This is a genomic window from Silvania confinis, from assembly GCF_025564085.1.
GTDB classification, from domain to species: domain Bacteria; phylum Pseudomonadota; class Gammaproteobacteria; order Enterobacterales; family Enterobacteriaceae; genus Enterobacter; species Enterobacter confinis.
Map to the genome: position 1 here is coordinate 15,570 of NZ_JAMGZJ010000068.1, position 18,411 is coordinate 33,980.

The window sequence follows — 18,411 nt, forward strand, 5'->3', positions numbered from 1 at the left end:
TCCCACAGGGAGAGGGCGAATTTAAATGAAAAGGAACTGAAGATGGCAACTCCACACATTAATGCAGAAATGGGCGATTTCGCTGATGTTGTCCTGATGCCGGGCGACCCGCTGCGTGCCAAGCACATTGCAGAAACTTTCCTCGAAGACGTGCGTGAAGTGAACAACGTTCGCGGCATGCTGGGCTTCACCGGTACCTACAAGGGCCGCAAAATTTCCGTTATGGGCCACGGTATGGGTATCCCATCCTGCTCCATCTACACCAAAGAGCTGATCACCGATTTCGGCGTGAAGAAAATCATTCGTGTGGGTTCCTGCGGCGCAGTACGCATGGACGTGAAACTGCGTGACGTGGTGATCGGGATGGGGGCTTGCACCGATTCCAAAGTGAACCGCATGCGTTTCAAAGACCACGACTTTGCCGCTATTGCTGACTTCGGTATGGTGCGTAACGCGGTTGACGCAGCTAAAGCGCTGGGCGTTGACGCGCGCGTGGGTAACATCTTCTCGGCTGACCTGTTCTACTCCCCGGACGGCGGCGAAATGTTCGACGTGATGGAGAAGTACGGCATCCTGGGCGTGGAAATGGAAGCCGCAGGCATCTACGGTGTGGCTGCAGAGTTCGGCGCGAAAGCCCTGACCATCTGCACCGTGTCTGACCATATCCGTACCCACGAGCAGACCACTGCCGCTGAGCGTCAGACCACCTTTAACGACATGATCAAAATCGCGCTGGAATCCGTTCTGCTGGGCGATCAAGAGTAAGTTGTTTATGCTCTTTAAGCCCGCTGAGCATCGCGCCAGCGGGCTTTTTTATTAGCGCACAGCCCGCGCAATCCATTCCGACAATTCCCGCAGCTCTTTTTCCTGATCCGGGAAATCCACGATCAACGCTTCGCACGCCTGCTGCAGCGTATCCGCACGGTATAAACAGCCCTGCAGACGTGTGGCCAGCGCTTCCAGCGGGGCCGGATTCAGGCTATCGGTAAACACCTGCGCGCGGGTGATATGGCCCTTCTCGACGTCGAAATGCAGCTCCACACCACCCCACGTAAAACGCTCGTCCAGCAGGTGGGAGAACGCCGGTGCCTGGCCAAAGTTCCACGCCCAGCTGCTCTGGCGGGCAAAGGTTTCGGCAAAGTTCGGCAGGTCCGGGGTGTTGTCCGGGGAAATCACTTCTGCCTCGACGCGTTCGCCATAGTGGGCAAAGAACGCTTCGCGAATGGCATCGCAGATCTGTTCGTGGGTCACGCCGGGCAGCAGATCCACCAGATTTGCGACTCGACCGCGCACGGAGGTGATGCCCTTGGCCTGCAGCTTTTTCTGGTCTGGATTAAGGTAGTTCGCCAGGCGGCTGAGATCGGCATTGAGCAGCAGGGTGCCGTGATGAAAGCCCCGGTCTGGCGTTTCGCGATAGGCTGAGCCGGAAACCTTACGATCGCCTTCTGCCGTTTTCACCACCAGGTCGTTGCGCCCGGACGCTTCCGCCGTGGCGCCCAGGGCCTCCAGCGCGTTGAGGACAATGCGGGTGGAGATGGTTTTGTCGTACTCGGGTTTCCCGGCCATAAAGGTAAAACAGGTATTGCCGAGGTCGTGGAACACCGCGCCACCGCCGCTGCTGCGGCGCGCCAGGCGCACGTTGTCCTCTTCCATACGCCGCGTATTACACTCTTTCCACGGGTTCTGCGCGCGGCCAATGACCACGGTGTCGGCGTTGCGCCACAGGAACAGCACCCGCTGCGTGGCAGGCATCTGGCGGAAGATGCACTCTTCCACCGCAAGGTTAAACCAGGGATCGTACGAATCAGAGATAAGCAGGCGCAAATCAGACATGGCGGTTTCCTTCGCTTAAACAAGCATCTACTTTACCACTAATCTTTCTTCTCGCTCTCTTCCTCTTCCGGGACCGATTTACTGGCAGTCAGCAGGAAAGGGGATTGCTGCCAGCGGGTGCGTTTACCCTGCAATAGCGTGCGGGTCAGTACCACCCCAATCGCCAGCGAGAGCAGCAGCATCAGGCGCAGAATATTAGTGGTGTTATCCACCTGTCTGGCTTCGGTGGCCAGAGTATGGGTATCGAGCGTGAGACGCAGATAGCCAAGAGGGCCATTTTTACCCTGAATCGGCTCAACAATTTGTTGGCTAAAATAGCCTCCGGCTTTTTTGCCATCCAGCGCCAGCCTGTCGCGCACGGCAACATGCTCGCCGGCACGGGCAATCAGCCCACCTTCTTCGTCATAGACGCTGGCATCCAGGATCCGACTCTCTTTGGTCAGCAGATTAAGCACCTGGGTAATGCGTTTTTCATCCGGCGTTTCGGTATGCATTGCCGGAGCAACGTTGAGTGTCACCTGATGCGCCAGTGTGCGCGCCAGTTCTTCAAGCTGCGGGTTACGCTGCCGTTGATGGTTCTGGCTGAACCATGAAGCACCCTGCATCAACGCCACCAGAAGTGCGAGACAGGACAGGACTATCACGGCACGATGAAGCCGGAATTTCAGTTTTGCGCGAGCCATATTCCACCTGCTGAAAAATTTCGGGTTAATGTTGCCAGAAGTGATGGTTACAAGGTAGCCTCATGCGTTATTTTCACCCCCTGGATGATTCCCGGTGCGAACGATTTTACAGGAGCTTTAATGCCAAACATTACCTGGTGCGACCTGCCCAATGAAGTCCCTTTATGGCCAGGATTGCCGCTCTCTCTTAGTGGCGATGAGGTAATGCCACTGGATTACCATGCGGGCCGTAGCGGCTGGCTGCTGTACGGACGCGGTCTGGATAAGCAGCAGCTCACGCGTTATCAGAGCCAACTGGGCGCAGCAATGGTGATCGTGGCCGCCTGGTGTGTCGAAGATTATCATGTGATCCGTCTGGCCGGGTCGTTGACCCCGCGCGCCACCCGCCTGGCACACGATGCCGGGTTTGATGTCGCGCCGCTGGGTAAAATCCCGCATCTGAAAACGCCAGGACTGCTGGTGATGGATATGGATTCGACCGCTATTCAGATCGAATGTATCGATGAGATTGCTAAACTTGCCGGGACCGGCGAGATGGTGGCTGAGGTGACCGAGCGGGCGATGCGCGGGGAGCTGGACTTTACGGCCAGCCTGAAGCAGCGCGTGGGCACGCTGAAAGATGCCGATGCCAACATCCTGCAGCAGGTGCGCGAAAAGCTCCCGCTGATGCCGGGGCTGACGCAGCTGGTGTTGAAGCTGGAAACGCTGGGCTGGAAAGTGGCCATTGCCTCGGGTGGGTTTACCTTCTTTGCCGACTACCTGCGCGATAAGCTGCGCCTGGATGCGGTGGTGGCCAACGAGCTGGAGATCCGCGACGGTAAGCTGACCGGCAACGTGATCGGCGATATCGTCGATGCCCAGTATAAAGCCAACACCCTGCTGCGCCTGGCAGAGAAGTATGATATTCCCGCCGCGCAGACCGTAGCGATCGGTGACGGCGCGAACGATCTGCCGATGATCAAAGTGGCCGGGCTGGGCATTGCCTTCCATGCCAAACCGACCGTCAATGAAAAGGCGGAAGTCATTATCCGTCATGCTGACCTGATGGGGGTGTTCTGCATTCTCTCCGGCAGCGTGAATCAGAAATAACGAGGTAAAACGTGGCGAAAGCTCCAAAACGCGCATTTGTCTGTAATGAATGTGGTGCAGATTATCCGCGCTGGCAGGGGCAATGCAGCGCCTGTCATGCATGGAATACCATCACCGAAGTGCGCGGTATTGCCGCTTCGCCAACCGTTGCCCGTAACGAGCGTCTGAGCGGTTATGCGGGCAACGCGGGCGTGTCTAAAGTCCAGAAACTTTCTGATATCAGTCTCGAAGCCCTGCCGCGTTTCTCCACCGGTTTTAAAGAGTTCGACCGGGTGCTGGGGGGCGGGGTGGTGCCAGGCAGCGCAATCCTGATCGGCGGCAACCCGGGAGCCGGGAAATCGACCCTGCTGCTGCAAACGATGTGTAAGCTCGCCGAGAACATGAAAACTCTGTACGTCACCGGGGAAGAGTCGTTGCAGCAGGTAGCGATGCGTGCGCATCGGCTGGGGTTACCGACCGCCAACCTGAATATGCTCTCCGAAACCAGCATTGAGCAGATCTGCATGATTGCCGAAGAAGAGCTGCCGAAGCTGATGGTCATCGACTCCATTCAGGTGATGCACATGGCGGACATTCAGTCGTCGCCGGGCAGCGTCGCCCAGGTGCGAGAAACGGCGGCCTACCTGACGCGCTTTGCCAAAACGCGCGACGTGGCGATCATCATGGTCGGCCACGTCACCAAAGATGGTTCGTTGGCCGGTCCGAAGGTGCTGGAACACTGTATCGACTGTTCAGTGATGCTGGATGGCGATGCCGATTCCCGTTTCCGTACTCTGCGCAGCCATAAAAACCGCTTTGGTGCCGTCAACGAGCTGGGCGTTTTCGCCATGACGGAGCAGGGGCTGCGCGAAGTTAGCAACCCGTCGGCCATCTTCTTAAGCCGCGGCGATGAAGTGACCTCTGGCAGCTCGGTGGTGGTGATCTGGGAAGGCACCCGTCCGCTGCTGGTCGAGATCCAGGCGCTGGTCGATCACTCGATGATGGGCAACCCGCGTCGTGTCGCCGTCGGTCTGGAACAGAACCGTCTGGCGATCCTGCTGGCGGTGCTGCACCGCCACGGGGGTCTGCAGATGGCGGATCAGGACGTGTTCGTCAACGTCGTGGGCGGGGTAAAAGTGACCGAAACTAGCGCGGACCTGGCGCTTCTGCTGGCGATGGTCTCGAGTCTGCGCAACCGACCGCTCCCGCAGGATTTAGTGGTGTTTGGTGAAGTGGGGCTGGCGGGCGAAATTCGTCCGGTGCCGAGCGGCCAGGAGCGTATTTCTGAAGCGGCGAAGCACGGCTTCCGCCGGGCGATTGTGCCCGCCGCGAACGTACCCAAAAAACTGCCGGAAGGGATGAAAGTGTTCCCTGTCAAAAAACTCTCTGATGCGCTAACCGTCTTTGACGACTTATAATTATACCCGTCATACTTCAAGTTGCATGTGTGTTGGCTGCGTTCGCTTACCCCGGTCACTTACTTTAGTAAGTGACCGGGGATACGCTTACTTGCCGCCTTCCTGCAACTCGAATTATTTAGGGTATACGTATTCGATGTTGCAGGAGGCACCGTAATTTATGTCGTCATTTGACTATCTTAAAACCGCAATCCGCCAGAAAAACTGCACCTTGCAGCAGGTGGCGGAAGCCAGCGGAATGACCAAGGGCTACTTAAGCCAGCTGTTGAATGCCAAAATCAAAAGCCCCAGCGCGCAAAAGCTGGAAGCGCTGCACCGCTTTCTGGGGCTTGAATTCCCGCGTCTGCACAAGAACATTGGCGTGGTGTTCGGCAAGTTTTATCCGCTGCATACCGGGCATGTCTATCTGATCCAGCGCGCCTGTAGCCAGGTGGACGAACTGCATATCATCATGGGCTACGATGAGAAGCGCGACCGCGAGCTGTTTGAAGCCAGCGCCATGTCGCAGCAGCCCACCGTATCTGACCGCCTGCGCTGGCTGCTGCAGACCTTTAAGTATCAGAAAAATATCCGCATTCATGCCTTTAACGAAGAGGGCATGGAGCCCTATCCGCACGGCTGGGACGTGTGGAGCAACGGCATTAAAGCGTTCATGGAAGAAAAAGGCATTCAGCCTAACTGGATTTACACCTCTGAAGAGTCCGATGCGCTGCAATATCCGCAGCACCTGGGCACGGAAACGGTGCTAATCGATCCCAGGCGCACCTTTATGAACATCAGCGGGGGGCAGATCCGTGAAAACCCGTTCCGCTACTGGGAGTACATCCCAACGGAAGTGAAGCCGTTCTTCGTCCGTACCGTGGCGATCCTCGGCGGGGAATCCAGCGGCAAATCCACGCTGGTCAACAAGCTGGCGAACATCTTTAACACCACCAGCGCTTGGGAATACGGACGCGATTATGTCTTTTCGCATCTCGGCGGCGATGAGATGGCGCTCCAGTATTCCGACTACGATAAAATCGCGCTGGGTCATGCGCAGTACATTGATTTCGCTGTTAAATATGCCAACAAGGTTGCATTTGTCGATACCGATTTTGTCACCACTCAGGCGTTCTGTAAAAAATACGAAGGGCGTGAACATCCGTTTGTGCAAGCCTTGATCGACGAGTACCGCTTTGATCTGGTGATCCTGGTGGAGAACAACACCCCGTGGGTGGCCGACGGGATGCGCAGCCTGGGCAGCTCAGTGGACAGGAAAGAGTTCCAGACCATGCTGGTGGAGATGCTGGAAGCGAATAACATCGACTTTAAGCATGTGGAAGAGGCGGATTACGACGGCCGTTTCCTGCGCTGCGTGGATCTGGTGAAAGAGATGATGGGGGAGAAGGGGTAAACCCGTGCGGCCTGATGCGCTCACCCTGGCCCTCTCCCACGCGAAGAGGGAACAAACATAAAAAAACGGCAACCTGTTGGTTGCCGTTTTGCGTTTATTTCGAAATACGCTTGTACTTGATACGCTTCGGCTCCAGCGCGTCGGCGCCCAGCGTGCGTTTCTTGTACTCTTCGTATTCGGTGAAGTTACCTTCAAAGAACTCCACTTTGCCTTCATCCTGATAATCCAGGATGTGGGTTGCCACGCGGTCCAGGAACCAACGGTCGTGCGAGATAACCATCGCACAGCCTGGGAACTCCAGCAGGGCGTTTTCTAACGCGCGCAGGGTTTCGATATCCAGGTCGTTGGTTGGTTCATCGAGCAGCAGAACGTTGCCGCCAACCTGCAGCAGCTTCGCCAGGTGCAGACGACCGCGCTCACCGCCGGACAGTTCGCCCACGCGTTTGCCCTGATCGACACCCTTAAAGTTGAAGCGACCCACGTAGGCACGGCTTGGCATCTCGGTATTGCCGATACGCATAATATCCTGCCCGCCAGAGACTTCTTCCCACACGGTTTTGCTGTTATCCATCGCGTCACGGAACTGGTCAACGGAGGCCAGCTTCACGGTATCGCCCAGGGTAATCGTGCCGCTGTCAGGCGCTTCCTGACCGGACATCATGCGGAACAGCGTCGATTTACCCGCGCCGTTCGGACCGATGATCCCGACAATCGCCCCTTTCGGTACGGCGAAGCTCAGGTCTTCGATCAGCAGGCGATCGCCGTAAGACTTACGCAGGTTGCTGACTTCAACCACTTTGTCGCCCAGACGAGCTCCAGGTGGAATGAACAGTTCGTTGGTTTCGTTACGCTTCTGGTATTCAGCGTTGTTCAGCTCTTCAAAGCGTGCCAGACGGGCCTTGCCCTTAGACTGACGGCCTTTAGCGCCCTGACGAACCCACTCCAGCTCTTTCTCAATCGATTTACGACGGGCGGCTTCCTGAGAAGCTTCCTGCGCCAGACGCTGATCTTTCTGCTCAAGCCAGGAGGAGTAGTTACCTTCCCACGGAATACCTTCACCGCGGTCCAGCTCCAGGATCCAGCCAGCAACGTTATCGAGGAAGTAACGGTCGTGGGTGATCGCCACCACGGTGCCTTCGAAGTCGTGCAGGAAGCGTTCCAGCCAGGCGACGGATTCCGCATCCAGGTGGTTCGTTGGTTCGTCGAGCAGCAGCATGTCTGGCTTTTCCAGCAGCAGACGGCACAGCGCGACGCGGCGGCGTTCACCCCCGGAGAGTTTGTCGACTTTCGCATCCCAGTCCGGCAGACGCAGGGCATCGGCCGCGCGCTCCAGTTGGACGTTCAGGTTGTGGCCGTCGTGCGCCTGGATAATCTCTTCAAACTTGCCTTGCTGGGCCGCGAGTTTGTCGAAGTCCGCATCCGGTTCAGCGTACTTCGCGTACACCTCGTCCAGACCTTTCAGCGCATTAACTACTTCGGCAACGGCTTCTTCTACGGACTCTCGGACGGTATGTTCCGGGTTCAGCTTCGGTTCCTGCGGCAGGTAACCGATTTTGAGGCCTGGCTGCGGACGGGCTTCACCTTCGATGTCTGTATCGATGCCGGCCATGATGCGCAGCAGGGTGGACTTACCGGCACCGTTGAGGCCCAGAACGCCGATTTTTGCGCCTGGGAAGAAGCTCAGCGAGATATTTTTGAGAATATGACGTTTCGGCGGAACCACTTTGCCGACACGATGCATGGTATAAACGAATTGAGCCACGTTGGACTTCGCCTCTTTTATCGTGATGAGAATAGCTGCGAAGTGTAGCCTTTTTCCCTCTCTAATCCCAGCCATCGACATCGGGAGTGTTAAAGGGCGCAAGAAAGGTAAAAATGTGTCCATGACGTGGCGCGTTGTCTGATGCCTGGTTAGCATAAGTTAAAGACGCTTTGCGCGGCAAGACGCTGCATTTAACAACGATTAACAGAGGACGAGCGTGTGGTAAAAGCCAAACAGGTAGCCTGGCGATTGCTGGCTGCCAGCGTCTGCGTACTGACGATCAGTAGCGCAGCGCGAGCCGATTCATTGGATGAACAACGTAATCGCTATGCACAGATTAAACAGGCGTGGGATCAGCGGCAGATGGACACCGTCCAGGCGCTGATGCCCACGTTGAAAGCCTATCCGCTGTACCCGTATCTGGAATATCGCCAGATTACCGACGATCTGATGAACCAGCCCACCGTCGCCGTCAGCAACTTTATTCAGGCCAACCCGACGCTACCGCCCGCGCGCACGTTACAGTCGCGCTTTGTGAATGAGCTGGCGCGGCGAGAGGACTGGCGTGGCCTGCTGGCCTTTAGCCCGGAAAAGCCCGGCACCACGGAAGCGCAGTGTAATTATTACTATGCGAAATGGGCGACGGGCCAGCAAGAAGAGGCCTGGAATGGGGCGAAAGAGCTGTGGCTCACCGGCAAAAGCCAGCCCAATGCCTGCGACTCGCTGTTCGGTGCCTGGCGTGGATCCGGTAAGCAGGATCCACTGGCGTATCTTGAGCGGATCCGCCTGGCGATGAAGTCGGGCAACACCCGTCTGGTGACCACGCTCGCCGGGCAGATGCCGCCGGAGTACCAGACCATCTCCAGCGCCTTGATCCAGCTGGCTAACGACCCCAACACGGTGATGAACTTTGCCCGTAACACCGGCGCCACCGATTTTACCCGGCAGATGGCGGCGGTCGCCTTTACCAGCGTGGCGCGGGATGACGCGGAAAATGCGCGGCTGATGATCCCCTCGCTTGCCGAAGCACAGAAGTTGAATGAGGATCAGACTCAGGAGCTGCGCGATATCGTGGCGTGGCGGCTGATGGGTAATGACATCACCGACGAACAGGCTCGCTGGCGTGATGATGCGATCATGCGCTCAAACTCCATATCGCTGGTGGAACGGCGGGTGCGCATGGCGCTGGGTAACGGCGATCGCCGCGGCCTGAATACCTGGCTGGCGCGCCTGCCGATGGAAGCCAAAGAGAAGGACGAATGGCGTTACTGGCAGGCCGATCTACTGCTGGAGCGCGGTCGCAATGATGAAGCAAAAACGATCCTCAGTAGCCTGATGCAGCAGCGCGGGTTTTATCCGATGGCGGCCGCGCAGCGGCTTGGTGAAGAGTACACCTTTAAAATCGATAAGGCCCCGTCGGGTGTCAACGCCGCCCTGGTGCAAGGCCCGGAGATGGCGCGGGTGCGCGAGCTGATGTACTGGAATCTGGACAACACCGCCCGCAGCGAATGGGCTAACCTGGTTACCAGCCACACCGTCGACGAGAAAGCGCAGCTGGCTCGCTACGCCTTTGACAACCACTGGTGGGATCTGAGCGTGCAGGCGACGATCGCCGGTAAGCTGTGGGATCATCTCGAAGAACGTTTCCCGCTGGCCTATAAAGATCTGTTTGATCGCTATACCCAGGGGAAAGATATTCCTGTCAGCTATGCGATGGCGATTGCGCGCCAGGAGAGCGCCTGGAACCCGAAAGTGCGCTCCCCGGTGGGTGCCAGCGGTCTGATGCAGGTGATGCCTGCCACTGCGGCGCACACGGTGAAGAAGTTTGCTATTCCGGGTTACAGCAGTCCTTCACAGCTGCTGGATCCTGATACCAACATCAACATCGGTACCACCTATTTGCAGAGTGTTTACGACCAGTTTGGCGATAACCGCATTTTCGCCTCGGCAGCCTATAACGCCGGTCCGGGACGGGTGCGAACCTGGCTGGGCAACAGCGCCGGGCGCATTGATGCGGTGGCATTTGTCGAAAGTATTCCGTTCTCGGAAACCCGCGGCTATGTGAAGAATGTGCTGGCGTACGATGCCTACTATCGCTACTTCATGGGGCAGAAGGATAGCCTGATGAACGACAGTGAGTGGCAGCGTCGTTACTGATCGGCGTGGGTTATGTTATGCTTGTACTCGTTTAAGAGTACGAAAGGCGGCATAACATGACCCAGCATTCCCCTTATTCATCGGCTATGGCCGAACAGCGTCATCAGGAGTGGCTTAGTTTTGTGGAGCTGCTTCGCCAGTCTTATGAACAGGATCTGCATTTACCCTTGCTTCAACTGATGCTAACCCCGGACGAGCGCGAAGCGCTGGGCACCCGGGTGCGGATTATTGAAGAGTTGCTGCGCGGGGAGATGAGCCAGCGTGAACTAAAAAGCGAGCTGGGCGCGGGCATCGCGACGATCACCCGCGGGTCAAACAGCCTGAAATCCGCTCCGGTTGAACTGCGTCAGTGGCTGGAGCAGGTGCTGCTGAAAAACGCCTGATGGCGCTAGGCTTATCAGGCCTACAAGAAACGGCTGCGGGTCATTGATCAGCGGTAAACGGTGTTATGAAACGGGCTTAGTGCCAGAATCACCGCCTGATGATAAACGCTGGATCGCGTGAGCGCTCCGGCGGTAAACACACCAATGGCCCCCTCTTTGCGACCTATTTCATTGATGCCGGTATACTGCGACATTACCGGCCCCAGCGCCTCGCCTGCGCGGACTTTTTCCAGAATGATTGCCGGAAGGGGCAGGGTGGCAGAACGGGCCTCGCCGCGTTGGGTCGCGCTTTCAATCACCACCCAGCTAAAGGTGCTGTCGTTGTCGATCCCGGCTTCAATGGCGACCCAGTAGTCGGCCTGCGGGCGCGCCTGCCTGGCGTTAACGACACGATTTCGTGCGCCAGATCGCGTTTCTTCGCTACCCCAGGGCTGTTCCGGGACGCCGCTCTCGACGCTTACAGCGTCAATGTGGCAGGATCCTTCGCCGAAGATCTGTTCAAATGCCCTTAGAATTGCCTGAATTTTGGCAGGATTAGTGGTAGCAGAGACAACCTGGTGCATAATTAAACCTAACTCTAAAAATATCATCGCAGTATAACGGAAAAAAAGCATGTTACAGGTATACCTTGTTCGCCACGGTGAAACGCAGTGGAACGCCGAGCGACGTATTCAAGGCCAGTCAGACAGCCCACTGACTGCGAAGGGTGAGGAACAGGCGTGGCAGGTTGCTGAGCGCGCCAAAACCCTTGGCATCACCCACGTTATCGCCAGCGATTTAGGTCGCACGCGACGGACAGCAGAGATTATCGCGCAAGCCTGCGGCTGCGATGTCACTGTCGATGCCCGTCTTCGCGAGCTGGATATGGGGGTATTGGAAAAACGCCATATCGACTCGCTGACCGAGGCCGAAGAGGGCTGGCGTAAGACCCTGGTCAACGGCACCGAAGATGGCCGCATCCCGGATGGCGAATCCATGCTGGAGCTGAGCGAGCGGATGCACGCGGCGCTGGCGGCCTGCCTGGCGCTGCCACAAGGCAGCCGACCGTTACTGGTCAGTCATGGGATGGCGTTGGGTTGTCTGGTGAGTACCATTCTGGGACTTCCGGCCTGGGCGGAACGCCGACTGCGTTTGCGTAACTGCTCGCTGTCCCGCATCGACTATCAGCAGAGTCCGTGGCTGGCTTCCGGCTGGATTGTGGAGATGGCAGGGGATATCTCGCACCTTGATGCCCCTGCGTTAGATGAGCTTCAGCGCTAGCGGCGGACAGGAATCAAGTATTCGCAGCGCAAATCGATTGGGCGTGCTTCCGGCCTGACATCACTGGCCGGGTAGTAACGCTCAATATCCTGACCCTTTCTGCGGTTCAGGTTCAGCATCGGCATGCAGGTACCGTACACCGTCATGATAAAGTCCTGAATGCCATTACCCAGCCCTTCGTAGGTGAACATCACGTATTCACCGCCTTCCACGACTACCGGCTTCGCGCTTTGAATATAACCGTTGGCCATTTCAGGGGTTAATGCGGTGGTATAAAAGACTTCCTGCTCGTCATCTTTTTCCTGGCTCGGGCGCGTTTCGTTCAGGCCGTACAGCAAGGGCGGAATGGCCGGTGCATGGCTGAGAAAATCACGCCAGAACTGGACGCGCATCTGATGACGAAATTCGGAGATCTGCTCCAGCGAACACGAGTAGCTTTGGGTGGTGCCGACCAGATGCGTTTCGGGCAGGGTAACGATTTCATGTTTTGGCATCGCGAATTCACCCAGACGCAGCGGCGGCCGCATGCCGAACGAGTTCCAGTCCGGTGAACGGCGATAGAGCGCAGGGGTGAGCGAAAACTGTTTCTTGAACGCGCGGGTAAACGTCTGCTGCGAATCAAAGCGATACTGCAGGGCAATATCCAGAATCGGACGCGCAGTCAAGCGCAGCGCCACGGCGGATTTGGAAAGACGACGCGCACGAATATAGGCGCCGATGGCATGACCGGTGACATCCTTAAACATCCGTTGTAAATGCCACTTAGAATAACCCGCTTTTGCCGCCACGTTATCGAGTGACAAAGGCTGATCCAGATGGCCTTCCAGCCAGGTAAGAAGATCGCGAATAATTCCAGCCTGATCCATATACTATCCTCATCCTTAAAACAGCAGACACCCTGCTAACAGGTTAGCGGATAATAGCATTTTTTGATCTTTTAGCATTCAGTGTTTTTTTTGCGCATAAATGCGCATTTCCGAATGCTCTGCGGGCCTTTTTGCTAATCCTGTGATCTTGCTACCTTTTTCCGTATGATTGTTGAATAATTACTCAGTGCAATTTTAAAATATGGTAACAATATGAAATACAAGACATTGATCGCTGTAACGCTTCTGCTGTTGACCGGCCACGCTGCTCAGGCAGAGGAAATTGGCTCGGTTGATACCGTGTTTAAGGTGTTCGGGCCAGACCACAAAATTGTCGTCGAAGCCTTTGACGATCCTGATGTAAAAAACGTGACCTGCTATATCAGCCGGGCGAAAACCGGTGGCATTAAAGGCGGTCTTGGCCTTGCCGAAGATACCTCCGATGCGGCTATCTCCTGCCAGCAGGTTGGCCCGGTTGAGCTGAGCGATAAGATCAAAAGCGGTAAATCGCATGGCGAGGTGGTGTTCCAGAAACGAACCTCGCTGGTGTTCAAAAAACTGCAGGTCGTGCGTTTCTACGATGCGAAGCGCAATACGTTGGCGTATCTGGCCTACTCCGACAAGGTCGTGGAAGGTTCACCGAAAAATGCGTTGAGCGCCGTACCTATTATGCCGTGGCACTAAATCAGGGAACCCTCATGCAGCAACCGTTGATCTGGTTGGTGGAAGACGAAATCAGTATTGCCGAGACGCTTATCTACATGCTGTCGCAGGAGGGCTTTTCGGTGAAAGCCTTTGAACGCGGGCTGCCCGCGTTGGATGAGGCGCGTCGGCAGGTGCCTGCGCTGGCGATCCTCGACGTCGGGTTGCCGGACATCAGCGGGTTTGAGCTGTGCCGCCAGCTTCTTGCCCAACATCCCGCTCTGCCGGTGCTGTTTCTCACCGCCCGCAGCGATGAGGTGGATAAACTGTTGGGGCTGGAAATGGGGGCCGATGATTACGTCGCCAAGCCGTTTTCGCCGCGCGAAGTCTGCGCCCGCGTACGCACCATTTTGCGTCGGATGCAAAAGTCCGCCGCGCCCTCTGACGTAGTCCGCATCGGTCAGTTTGAGCTGAATGAACCTGCGGCGCATATCAGCTGGTGCGGCGAATCTTTAGCGCTGACGCGCTATGAGTTTCTGCTGCTGAAAACGCTGTTGCACGCGCCTGGTCGCGTTTTTTCCCGTCAGCAGCTGATGGACCGGGTTTGGGGTGATGCCGGAGACAGCTTCGACCGCACAGTCGACACCCACATCAAAACGCTGCGCGCGAAATTACGCGCCATTGATGCCCAACTGTCCCCCATTACGACCCACCGCGGGCTCGGCTACAGTCTGGGGCTGTCTTAATGCGCATTGGGATGCGGCTGCTGCTGGGCTATTTCCTGATCGTTGCCATCGCCGCATGGTTCGTTTTGTCGATATTTGTCCAGGAAGTGAAGCCCGGCGTGCGGCGTGCGACCGAAGGCACGCTGATCGATACGGCGACGCTGCTGGCCGAAGTGGGGCGTGACGATCTGCTGAACGGTGATGCGCAAAACGGCAGGTTGGCGCAGGCGTTTTCGCAACTTCATCAGCGGCCGTTTCGTGCCAACATCGGCGGTATTCATAAAGTGCGCAATGAGTATCACGTCTACATGACCGATGCGCAGGGCCGGGTAGTGTTTGATTCAGCCGGTCACGCGCTCGGGCAGGATTACTCCCGCTGGAACGACGTCTGGCGCACCCTGCGCGGTGAGTATGGCGCGCGCAGCACGCTGAGCGATCCCAGCGATCCGCAAAGTACGGTGATGTACGTCGCAGCGCCGATCGTCGACAAGGGGAAGATCGTCGGGGTGTTAAGCGTGGGGAAACCCAACAGCGCGATGGCACCGGTGATCAACCGCAGTGAGCGGCGGATCCTGTGGGCGGGTGGGGCACTGCTGGGCATCGCCCTGCTTATTGGTCTGGTCGTGGCGTGGTGGATTAACCGCTCGATTGGCACGCTGTCGCGCTATGCCGACTCAGTCACCCAGGATACGCCTTTACCCTTGCCCGATCCGGGCAGCAGCGAGCTGCGCAAACTGGCACAGGCGCTGGAAAATATGCGCATCCGCCTCGAAGGTAAAAACTATATTGAGCAGTATGTTCACGCGCTGACACATGAGTTAAAAAGCCCGCTAGCGGCGATCCGCGGGGCGGCGGAAATTCTTGCAGAACAGCCGCCACCGGCGGTTGCTGCGCGATTTATCGATAACATTCTGGTACAAAACGCGCGGATGCAGTCGCTGGTAGAAAAGCTGCTTGAACAGGCGAAGCTGGAAAACCGCGTCGAGATTACCCCCTCGACGGTAAACCTTGAGGGGCTGTTCAGGCGGCTGGTCGATATGCGATCCGCATTGCTGGCCGCGAAAAATATCACCCTGACGCAGCAGAGCGCCTCGCTGGCAGTCAATGGCGATGAGGCGTTGCTCGAGCAAGCGCTGGGGAATTTACTGGATAACGCGATCGACTTTACGCCGGAAGGTGGAAGCATCGTGCTGGCGGCCTTAGAGGCGTATCAGCAGGTGCAGCTCAAGGTGATCGACAGCGGCAGCGGGATACCTGATTATGCGCTGCCACGTATTTTCGAGCGCTTTTACTCGCTCCCGCGCAGTAATGGCCTGAAAAGCAGCGGACTTGGGCTGGCCTTTGTTCAGGAGGTGGCTCGACTGCATCACGGCGAGATTGATCTTCGTAATCGCCCGGAGGGTGGCGTTGAGGCCCGGCTGACACTTCACCGTCCCTTCACATAACTTCAAACTGACCGCACATAGCAGGTTTACGCTCTCCTCATTACAAAGGAGAGCTAATGATGAAATCCCCCCTGTTCTGGAAAGTAAGCACCCTGCTGGGGTGCATCCTGCTGTTAATCATTCCACTGATGATGGTAAGCACGCTGATTGCAGAGCGTGAAAACTATCGCAATGATGTCGAAAACACCCTTCGCCAAAGTACCAGCGGCCCGCAGCAGCTGGTTGGCCCGCTGATTGCCATTCCGGTCACCGAGATTTATTACAAGTACGAGGACGACAAGCAGACCGAGCATAAACGAAGCTACATGCACTTTATCCTGCCGGAGTCTCTGTTGGTTGAAGGTAATCAGCAGGTTGAATCGCGAAGCATCGGGATCTATGACGGTCAGATCTGGAATACCAGCCTCAATATCAAAGCGCAGTTTACGACCGATAAACTGGCGCAGCTGAAGGGGGAAACGGTAACGCTCGGGCAGCCGTTTATCGTGACGGGCGTGGGGGATGCACGCGGGATTGGCGCGGTTAACGTGTCAAAAATCAACGGTGAGACCTTAAGCGTAGAGCCTGGTTCAGGTGTGTATGGGCCATTATCTGGCATTCATATGCCGTTGAGCGACAAGGTGATGACGCTGAAAACCTTCACCCTGGAGATGACCCTGAATCTGGCTGGCACTGGCAGTTTTTCGGTGGTACCGGTCGGGCGAAATAGCGAAATGACCCTCACCAGCAACTGGCCGCACCCCGGTTTTATGGGCAACTATCTGCCGGTTAAACATGACATCAGCGCCTCGGGCTTCCGCGCCAACTGGCAGAGCAGCTGGTTTGCGAACAATCTGGGAGGCTGGTTCGACGACAAAGAGACCCCAGAATGGAATACCATTCCGGCCTTTAGCGTGACGGTGGCGACGCCTGCCGATCATTACCAGCTGACCGACCGGGCAATCAAGTACGCCATTTTGCTTATCACTCTGACGTTCATGGCCTTTTTCGTCTTCGAAACCTTAACCGGGCTCCGCCTGCACCCGATGCAGTATCTGCTGGTAGGGCTGTCGCTGGTGCTGTTCTATCTGGTGTTGCTGGCGTTGTCAGAGCATGTTGGCTTTACCCCTGCGTGGATTATCGCAAGCCTGATCGGAGCGCTGATGAACGGGGTTTATCTGCAGGCGGTACTGAAAAGCTGGAAGCGGAGCGGGATGTTTGTTCTGGCGCTGCTGGGGCTGGATGTAGTGATGTGGTTCCTGCTGCGGTCGGAAGATAGCGCGCTGCTGCTGGGCTCTGCGGTTATGGCGCTGGCACTGTTTGCGGTGATGTACCTGACGCGTCACTTTGACTGGTACTCGCTTTCTCAGTCGAAACGCACAGAGCCGCCCACTGCGCCAGATAAGGATACGCTGCGGATCTGGAAATAAAAAAAACGGCGCAAAAGCGCCGTTTTTAATGCGTTAAATGCAGGATTACTCCTGCAGGTCGCCGCAGAAACGATAGCCTTCACCATGAATGGTGGCAATGATTTCTGGCGTATCCGGCGTGGATTCGAAGTGTTTACGAATACGACGGATGGTGACATCAACGGTACGGTCGTGCGGCTTCAGCTCACGGCCGGTCATTTTTTTCAGCAGCTCTGCACGGGACTGGATCTTGCCCGGGTTTTCGCAGAAGTGCAGCATGGCGCGGAATTCACTGCGCGGCAGCTTGTATTGATCGCCCTGCGGGCTGACCAGAGAACGGCTATTAATATCCAGTTCCCAACCGTTGAATTTGTAGCTGTCTACGCTACGACGCTCTTCGCTGACTGTGCCCAGATTCATGGTACGGGACAGCAGGTTGCGTGCACGAATGGTTAACTCGCGAGGGTTAAACGGCTTGGTAATATAGTCATCTGCACCAATTTCCAGGCCAAGGATTTTATCAACTTCGTTATCGCGGCCAGTCAGGAACATCAGCGCGACATTCGCTTGCTCACGCAGTTCGCGCGCCAGCAGCAGGCCGTTTTTACCCGGCAGGTTAATGTCCATGATAACCAGGTTGATATCATTTTCAGAAAGGATCTGATGCATCTCTGCGCCATCGGTCGCTTCAAAGACATCGTAGCCTTCTGCTTCGAAAATGCTCTTTAACGTGTTGCGTGTTACCAACTCGTCTTCAACGATAAGAATGTGCGGGGTCTGCATGTTTGCTACCTAAATTGCCAACTAAATCGAAACAGGAAGTACAAAAGTCCCTGACCAGCCTGATACATGCCATAAATTAACATGACCGGCGTAACGTGACTAAGGTACGTAATTGCGTTCTTGATGCACTTTCCATCAACGTCAACAACATCATTAGCTTGGTCGTGGGTACTTTCCCTCTGGACCCGACAGTGTCAAAAACGGCTGTCATCCTAACCATTTTAACAGCAACATAACAGGCTAAGAGACACCGGACACCCAATAAAACTACGCTTCGTTGACATATATCAAGTTCAATTGTAGCACGTTAACAGTTCGATGAAATCATCGTATCGGATTGGTTTCTTTTGTCACATTTTTTCAATAAACCAACTAGTTGCGACTCTTGATTAATAAACAAGGTGAATCCAATGTCAATATCGCATCGAAGAAGATATTATCATTAATAAACATGGGGATAAGTGCTATTCTTTAACAATATCTCTCATTGTTTATTGAGGAAATAGTTTAGCGCTTTTAATTTGTAGTGAAACGCTATTTCGGTGATTTCTGTTGCATATTTGTAAATTTGCGCTGCGTAATATGTTGATGCCCATCACATTTTT

18 protein-coding genes are annotated in these 18,411 nt (G+C 55.9%); 12 read left to right on the forward strand and 6 right to left on the reverse strand.

What is annotated here, in order from left to right; all coding sequences use genetic code 11:
* Window positions 1-42: 42 nt before the first annotated feature.
* On the forward strand, window positions 43-765 hold the full coding sequence (gene deoD / locus M8013_RS04500) for a purine-nucleoside phosphorylase (protein ID WP_271266614.1): 723 nt from the start codon (window positions 43-45) through the stop codon (window positions 763-765).
* A gap of 51 nt (window positions 766-816) precedes the next feature.
* On the opposite strand, the gene lplA is transcribed toward deoD, so the two are convergent.
* Both lplA and M8013_RS04510 read right to left on the reverse strand, forming a co-directional pair.
* Complete coding sequence (gene lplA, locus M8013_RS04505) at window positions 817-1,833, reverse strand: lipoate--protein ligase (RefSeq protein ID WP_271266615.1); 1,017 nt, start codon at window positions 1,831-1,833, stop codon at window positions 817-819.
* Window positions 1,834-1,871: 38 nt separating this feature from the next.
* Window positions 1,872-2,516, reverse strand: coding sequence for a YtjB family periplasmic protein (locus M8013_RS04510; RefSeq protein WP_271266616.1), 645 nt, complete (start codon window positions 2,514-2,516; stop codon window positions 1,872-1,874).
* A 120-nt stretch (window positions 2,517-2,636) separates the two neighbouring features.
* On the opposite strand from M8013_RS04510, the gene serB reads away from it, so the two are divergent.
* From serB to nadR, 3 genes are all read left to right on the forward strand, one after another.
* Complete coding sequence (gene serB, locus M8013_RS04515; RefSeq protein WP_271266617.1) at window positions 2,637-3,605, forward strand: phosphoserine phosphatase; 969 nt, start codon at window positions 2,637-2,639, stop codon at window positions 3,603-3,605.
* An 11-nt stretch (window positions 3,606-3,616) separates the two neighbouring features.
* A complete protein-coding gene (radA, locus tag M8013_RS04520; RefSeq protein WP_271266618.1) occupies window positions 3,617-5,002 on the forward strand; it encodes a DNA repair protein RadA in 1,386 nt (461 codons plus the stop codon).
* 160 nt (window positions 5,003-5,162) lie between these two features.
* On the forward strand, window positions 5,163-6,395 hold the full coding sequence (nadR, locus tag M8013_RS04525; RefSeq protein WP_271266619.1) for a multifunctional transcriptional regulator/nicotinamide-nucleotide adenylyltransferase/ribosylnicotinamide kinase NadR: 1,233 nt from the start codon (window positions 5,163-5,165) through the stop codon (window positions 6,393-6,395).
* A 94-nt stretch (window positions 6,396-6,489) separates the two neighbouring features.
* Here the strand turns inward: nadR and ettA are convergent, their stop codons facing one another.
* Window positions 6,490-8,157, reverse strand: a complete 1,668-nt coding sequence (gene ettA, locus M8013_RS04530; RefSeq protein ID WP_271266620.1) for an energy-dependent translational throttle protein EttA — start codon at window positions 8,155-8,157, stop codon at window positions 6,490-6,492.
* Window positions 8,158-8,376: 219 nt separating this feature from the next.
* Between ettA and sltY the strand changes: the two genes are divergently transcribed.
* Window positions 8,377-10,314: a murein transglycosylase gene (sltY, locus tag M8013_RS04535; RefSeq protein ID WP_271266621.1), complete on the forward strand. Its 1,938-nt coding sequence runs from the start codon at window positions 8,377-8,379 to the stop codon at window positions 10,312-10,314.
* A 56-nt stretch (window positions 10,315-10,370) separates the two neighbouring features.
* Window positions 10,371-10,697 (forward strand): trp operon repressor, encoded by a 327-nt coding sequence (gene trpR, locus M8013_RS04540; protein ID WP_271266622.1) that lies wholly within the window; start codon window positions 10,371-10,373, stop codon window positions 10,695-10,697.
* 47 nt (window positions 10,698-10,744) lie between these two features.
* On the opposite strand, the gene yjjX is transcribed toward trpR, so the two are convergent.
* The gene (yjjX, locus tag M8013_RS04545; protein ID WP_271266623.1) at window positions 10,745-11,260 is read right to left on the reverse strand and encodes an inosine/xanthosine triphosphatase; all 516 of its coding nucleotides are present in this window, start codon (window positions 11,258-11,260) and stop codon (window positions 10,745-10,747) included.
* A 49-nt stretch (window positions 11,261-11,309) separates the two neighbouring features.
* On the opposite strand from yjjX, the gene gpmB reads away from it, so the two are divergent.
* On the forward strand, window positions 11,310-11,957 hold the full coding sequence (gene gpmB / locus M8013_RS04550) for a 2,3-diphosphoglycerate-dependent phosphoglycerate mutase GpmB (RefSeq protein WP_271266624.1): 648 nt from the start codon (window positions 11,310-11,312) through the stop codon (window positions 11,955-11,957).
* Here the strand turns inward: gpmB and robA are convergent.
* Window positions 11,954-12,823 (reverse strand): MDR efflux pump AcrAB transcriptional activator RobA, encoded by an 870-nt coding sequence (gene robA / locus M8013_RS04555; protein ID WP_271266625.1) that lies wholly within the window; start codon window positions 12,821-12,823, stop codon window positions 11,954-11,956. The genes gpmB and robA overlap by 4 nt on opposite strands.
* Before the next feature lie 213 nt (window positions 12,824-13,036).
* Between robA and creA the strand changes: the two genes are divergently transcribed.
* The 4 genes from creA to creD are packed head-to-tail and all read left to right on the forward strand — an operon-like array spanning window position 13,037 to window position 17,044.
* Window positions 13,037-13,507, forward strand: coding sequence for a protein CreA (gene creA / locus M8013_RS04560; RefSeq protein ID WP_271266626.1), 471 nt, complete (start codon window positions 13,037-13,039; stop codon window positions 13,505-13,507).
* Window positions 13,508-13,521: 14 nt separating this feature from the next.
* Window positions 13,522-14,211: a two-component system response regulator CreB gene (gene creB / locus M8013_RS04565; RefSeq protein WP_271266627.1), complete on the forward strand. Its 690-nt coding sequence runs from the start codon at window positions 13,522-13,524 to the stop codon at window positions 14,209-14,211.
* Window positions 14,211-15,635, forward strand: coding sequence for a two-component system sensor histidine kinase CreC (gene creC / locus M8013_RS04570; protein WP_271266628.1), 1,425 nt, complete (start codon window positions 14,211-14,213; stop codon window positions 15,633-15,635). Before creB ends, creC begins: the two co-directional genes overlap by 1 nt.
* A 56-nt stretch (window positions 15,636-15,691) precedes the next feature.
* On the forward strand, window positions 15,692-17,044 hold the full coding sequence (gene creD / locus M8013_RS04575; RefSeq protein ID WP_271266629.1) for a cell envelope integrity protein CreD: 1,353 nt from the start codon (window positions 15,692-15,694) through the stop codon (window positions 17,042-17,044).
* Window positions 17,045-17,089: 45 nt separating this feature from the next.
* On the opposite strand, the gene arcA is transcribed toward creD, so the two are convergent.
* Window positions 17,090-17,806, reverse strand: a complete 717-nt coding sequence (gene arcA / locus M8013_RS04580; RefSeq protein WP_032616427.1) for a two-component system response regulator ArcA — start codon at window positions 17,804-17,806, stop codon at window positions 17,090-17,092.
* Between the two features lie 95 nt (window positions 17,807-17,901).
* Between arcA and yjjY the strand changes: the two genes are divergently transcribed.
* Window positions 17,902-18,042, forward strand: coding sequence for a YjjY family protein (gene yjjY, locus M8013_RS04585; RefSeq protein WP_001541509.1), 141 nt, complete (start codon window positions 17,902-17,904; stop codon window positions 18,040-18,042).
* The last annotated feature ends 369 nt before the right edge of the window (window positions 18,043-18,411 follow it).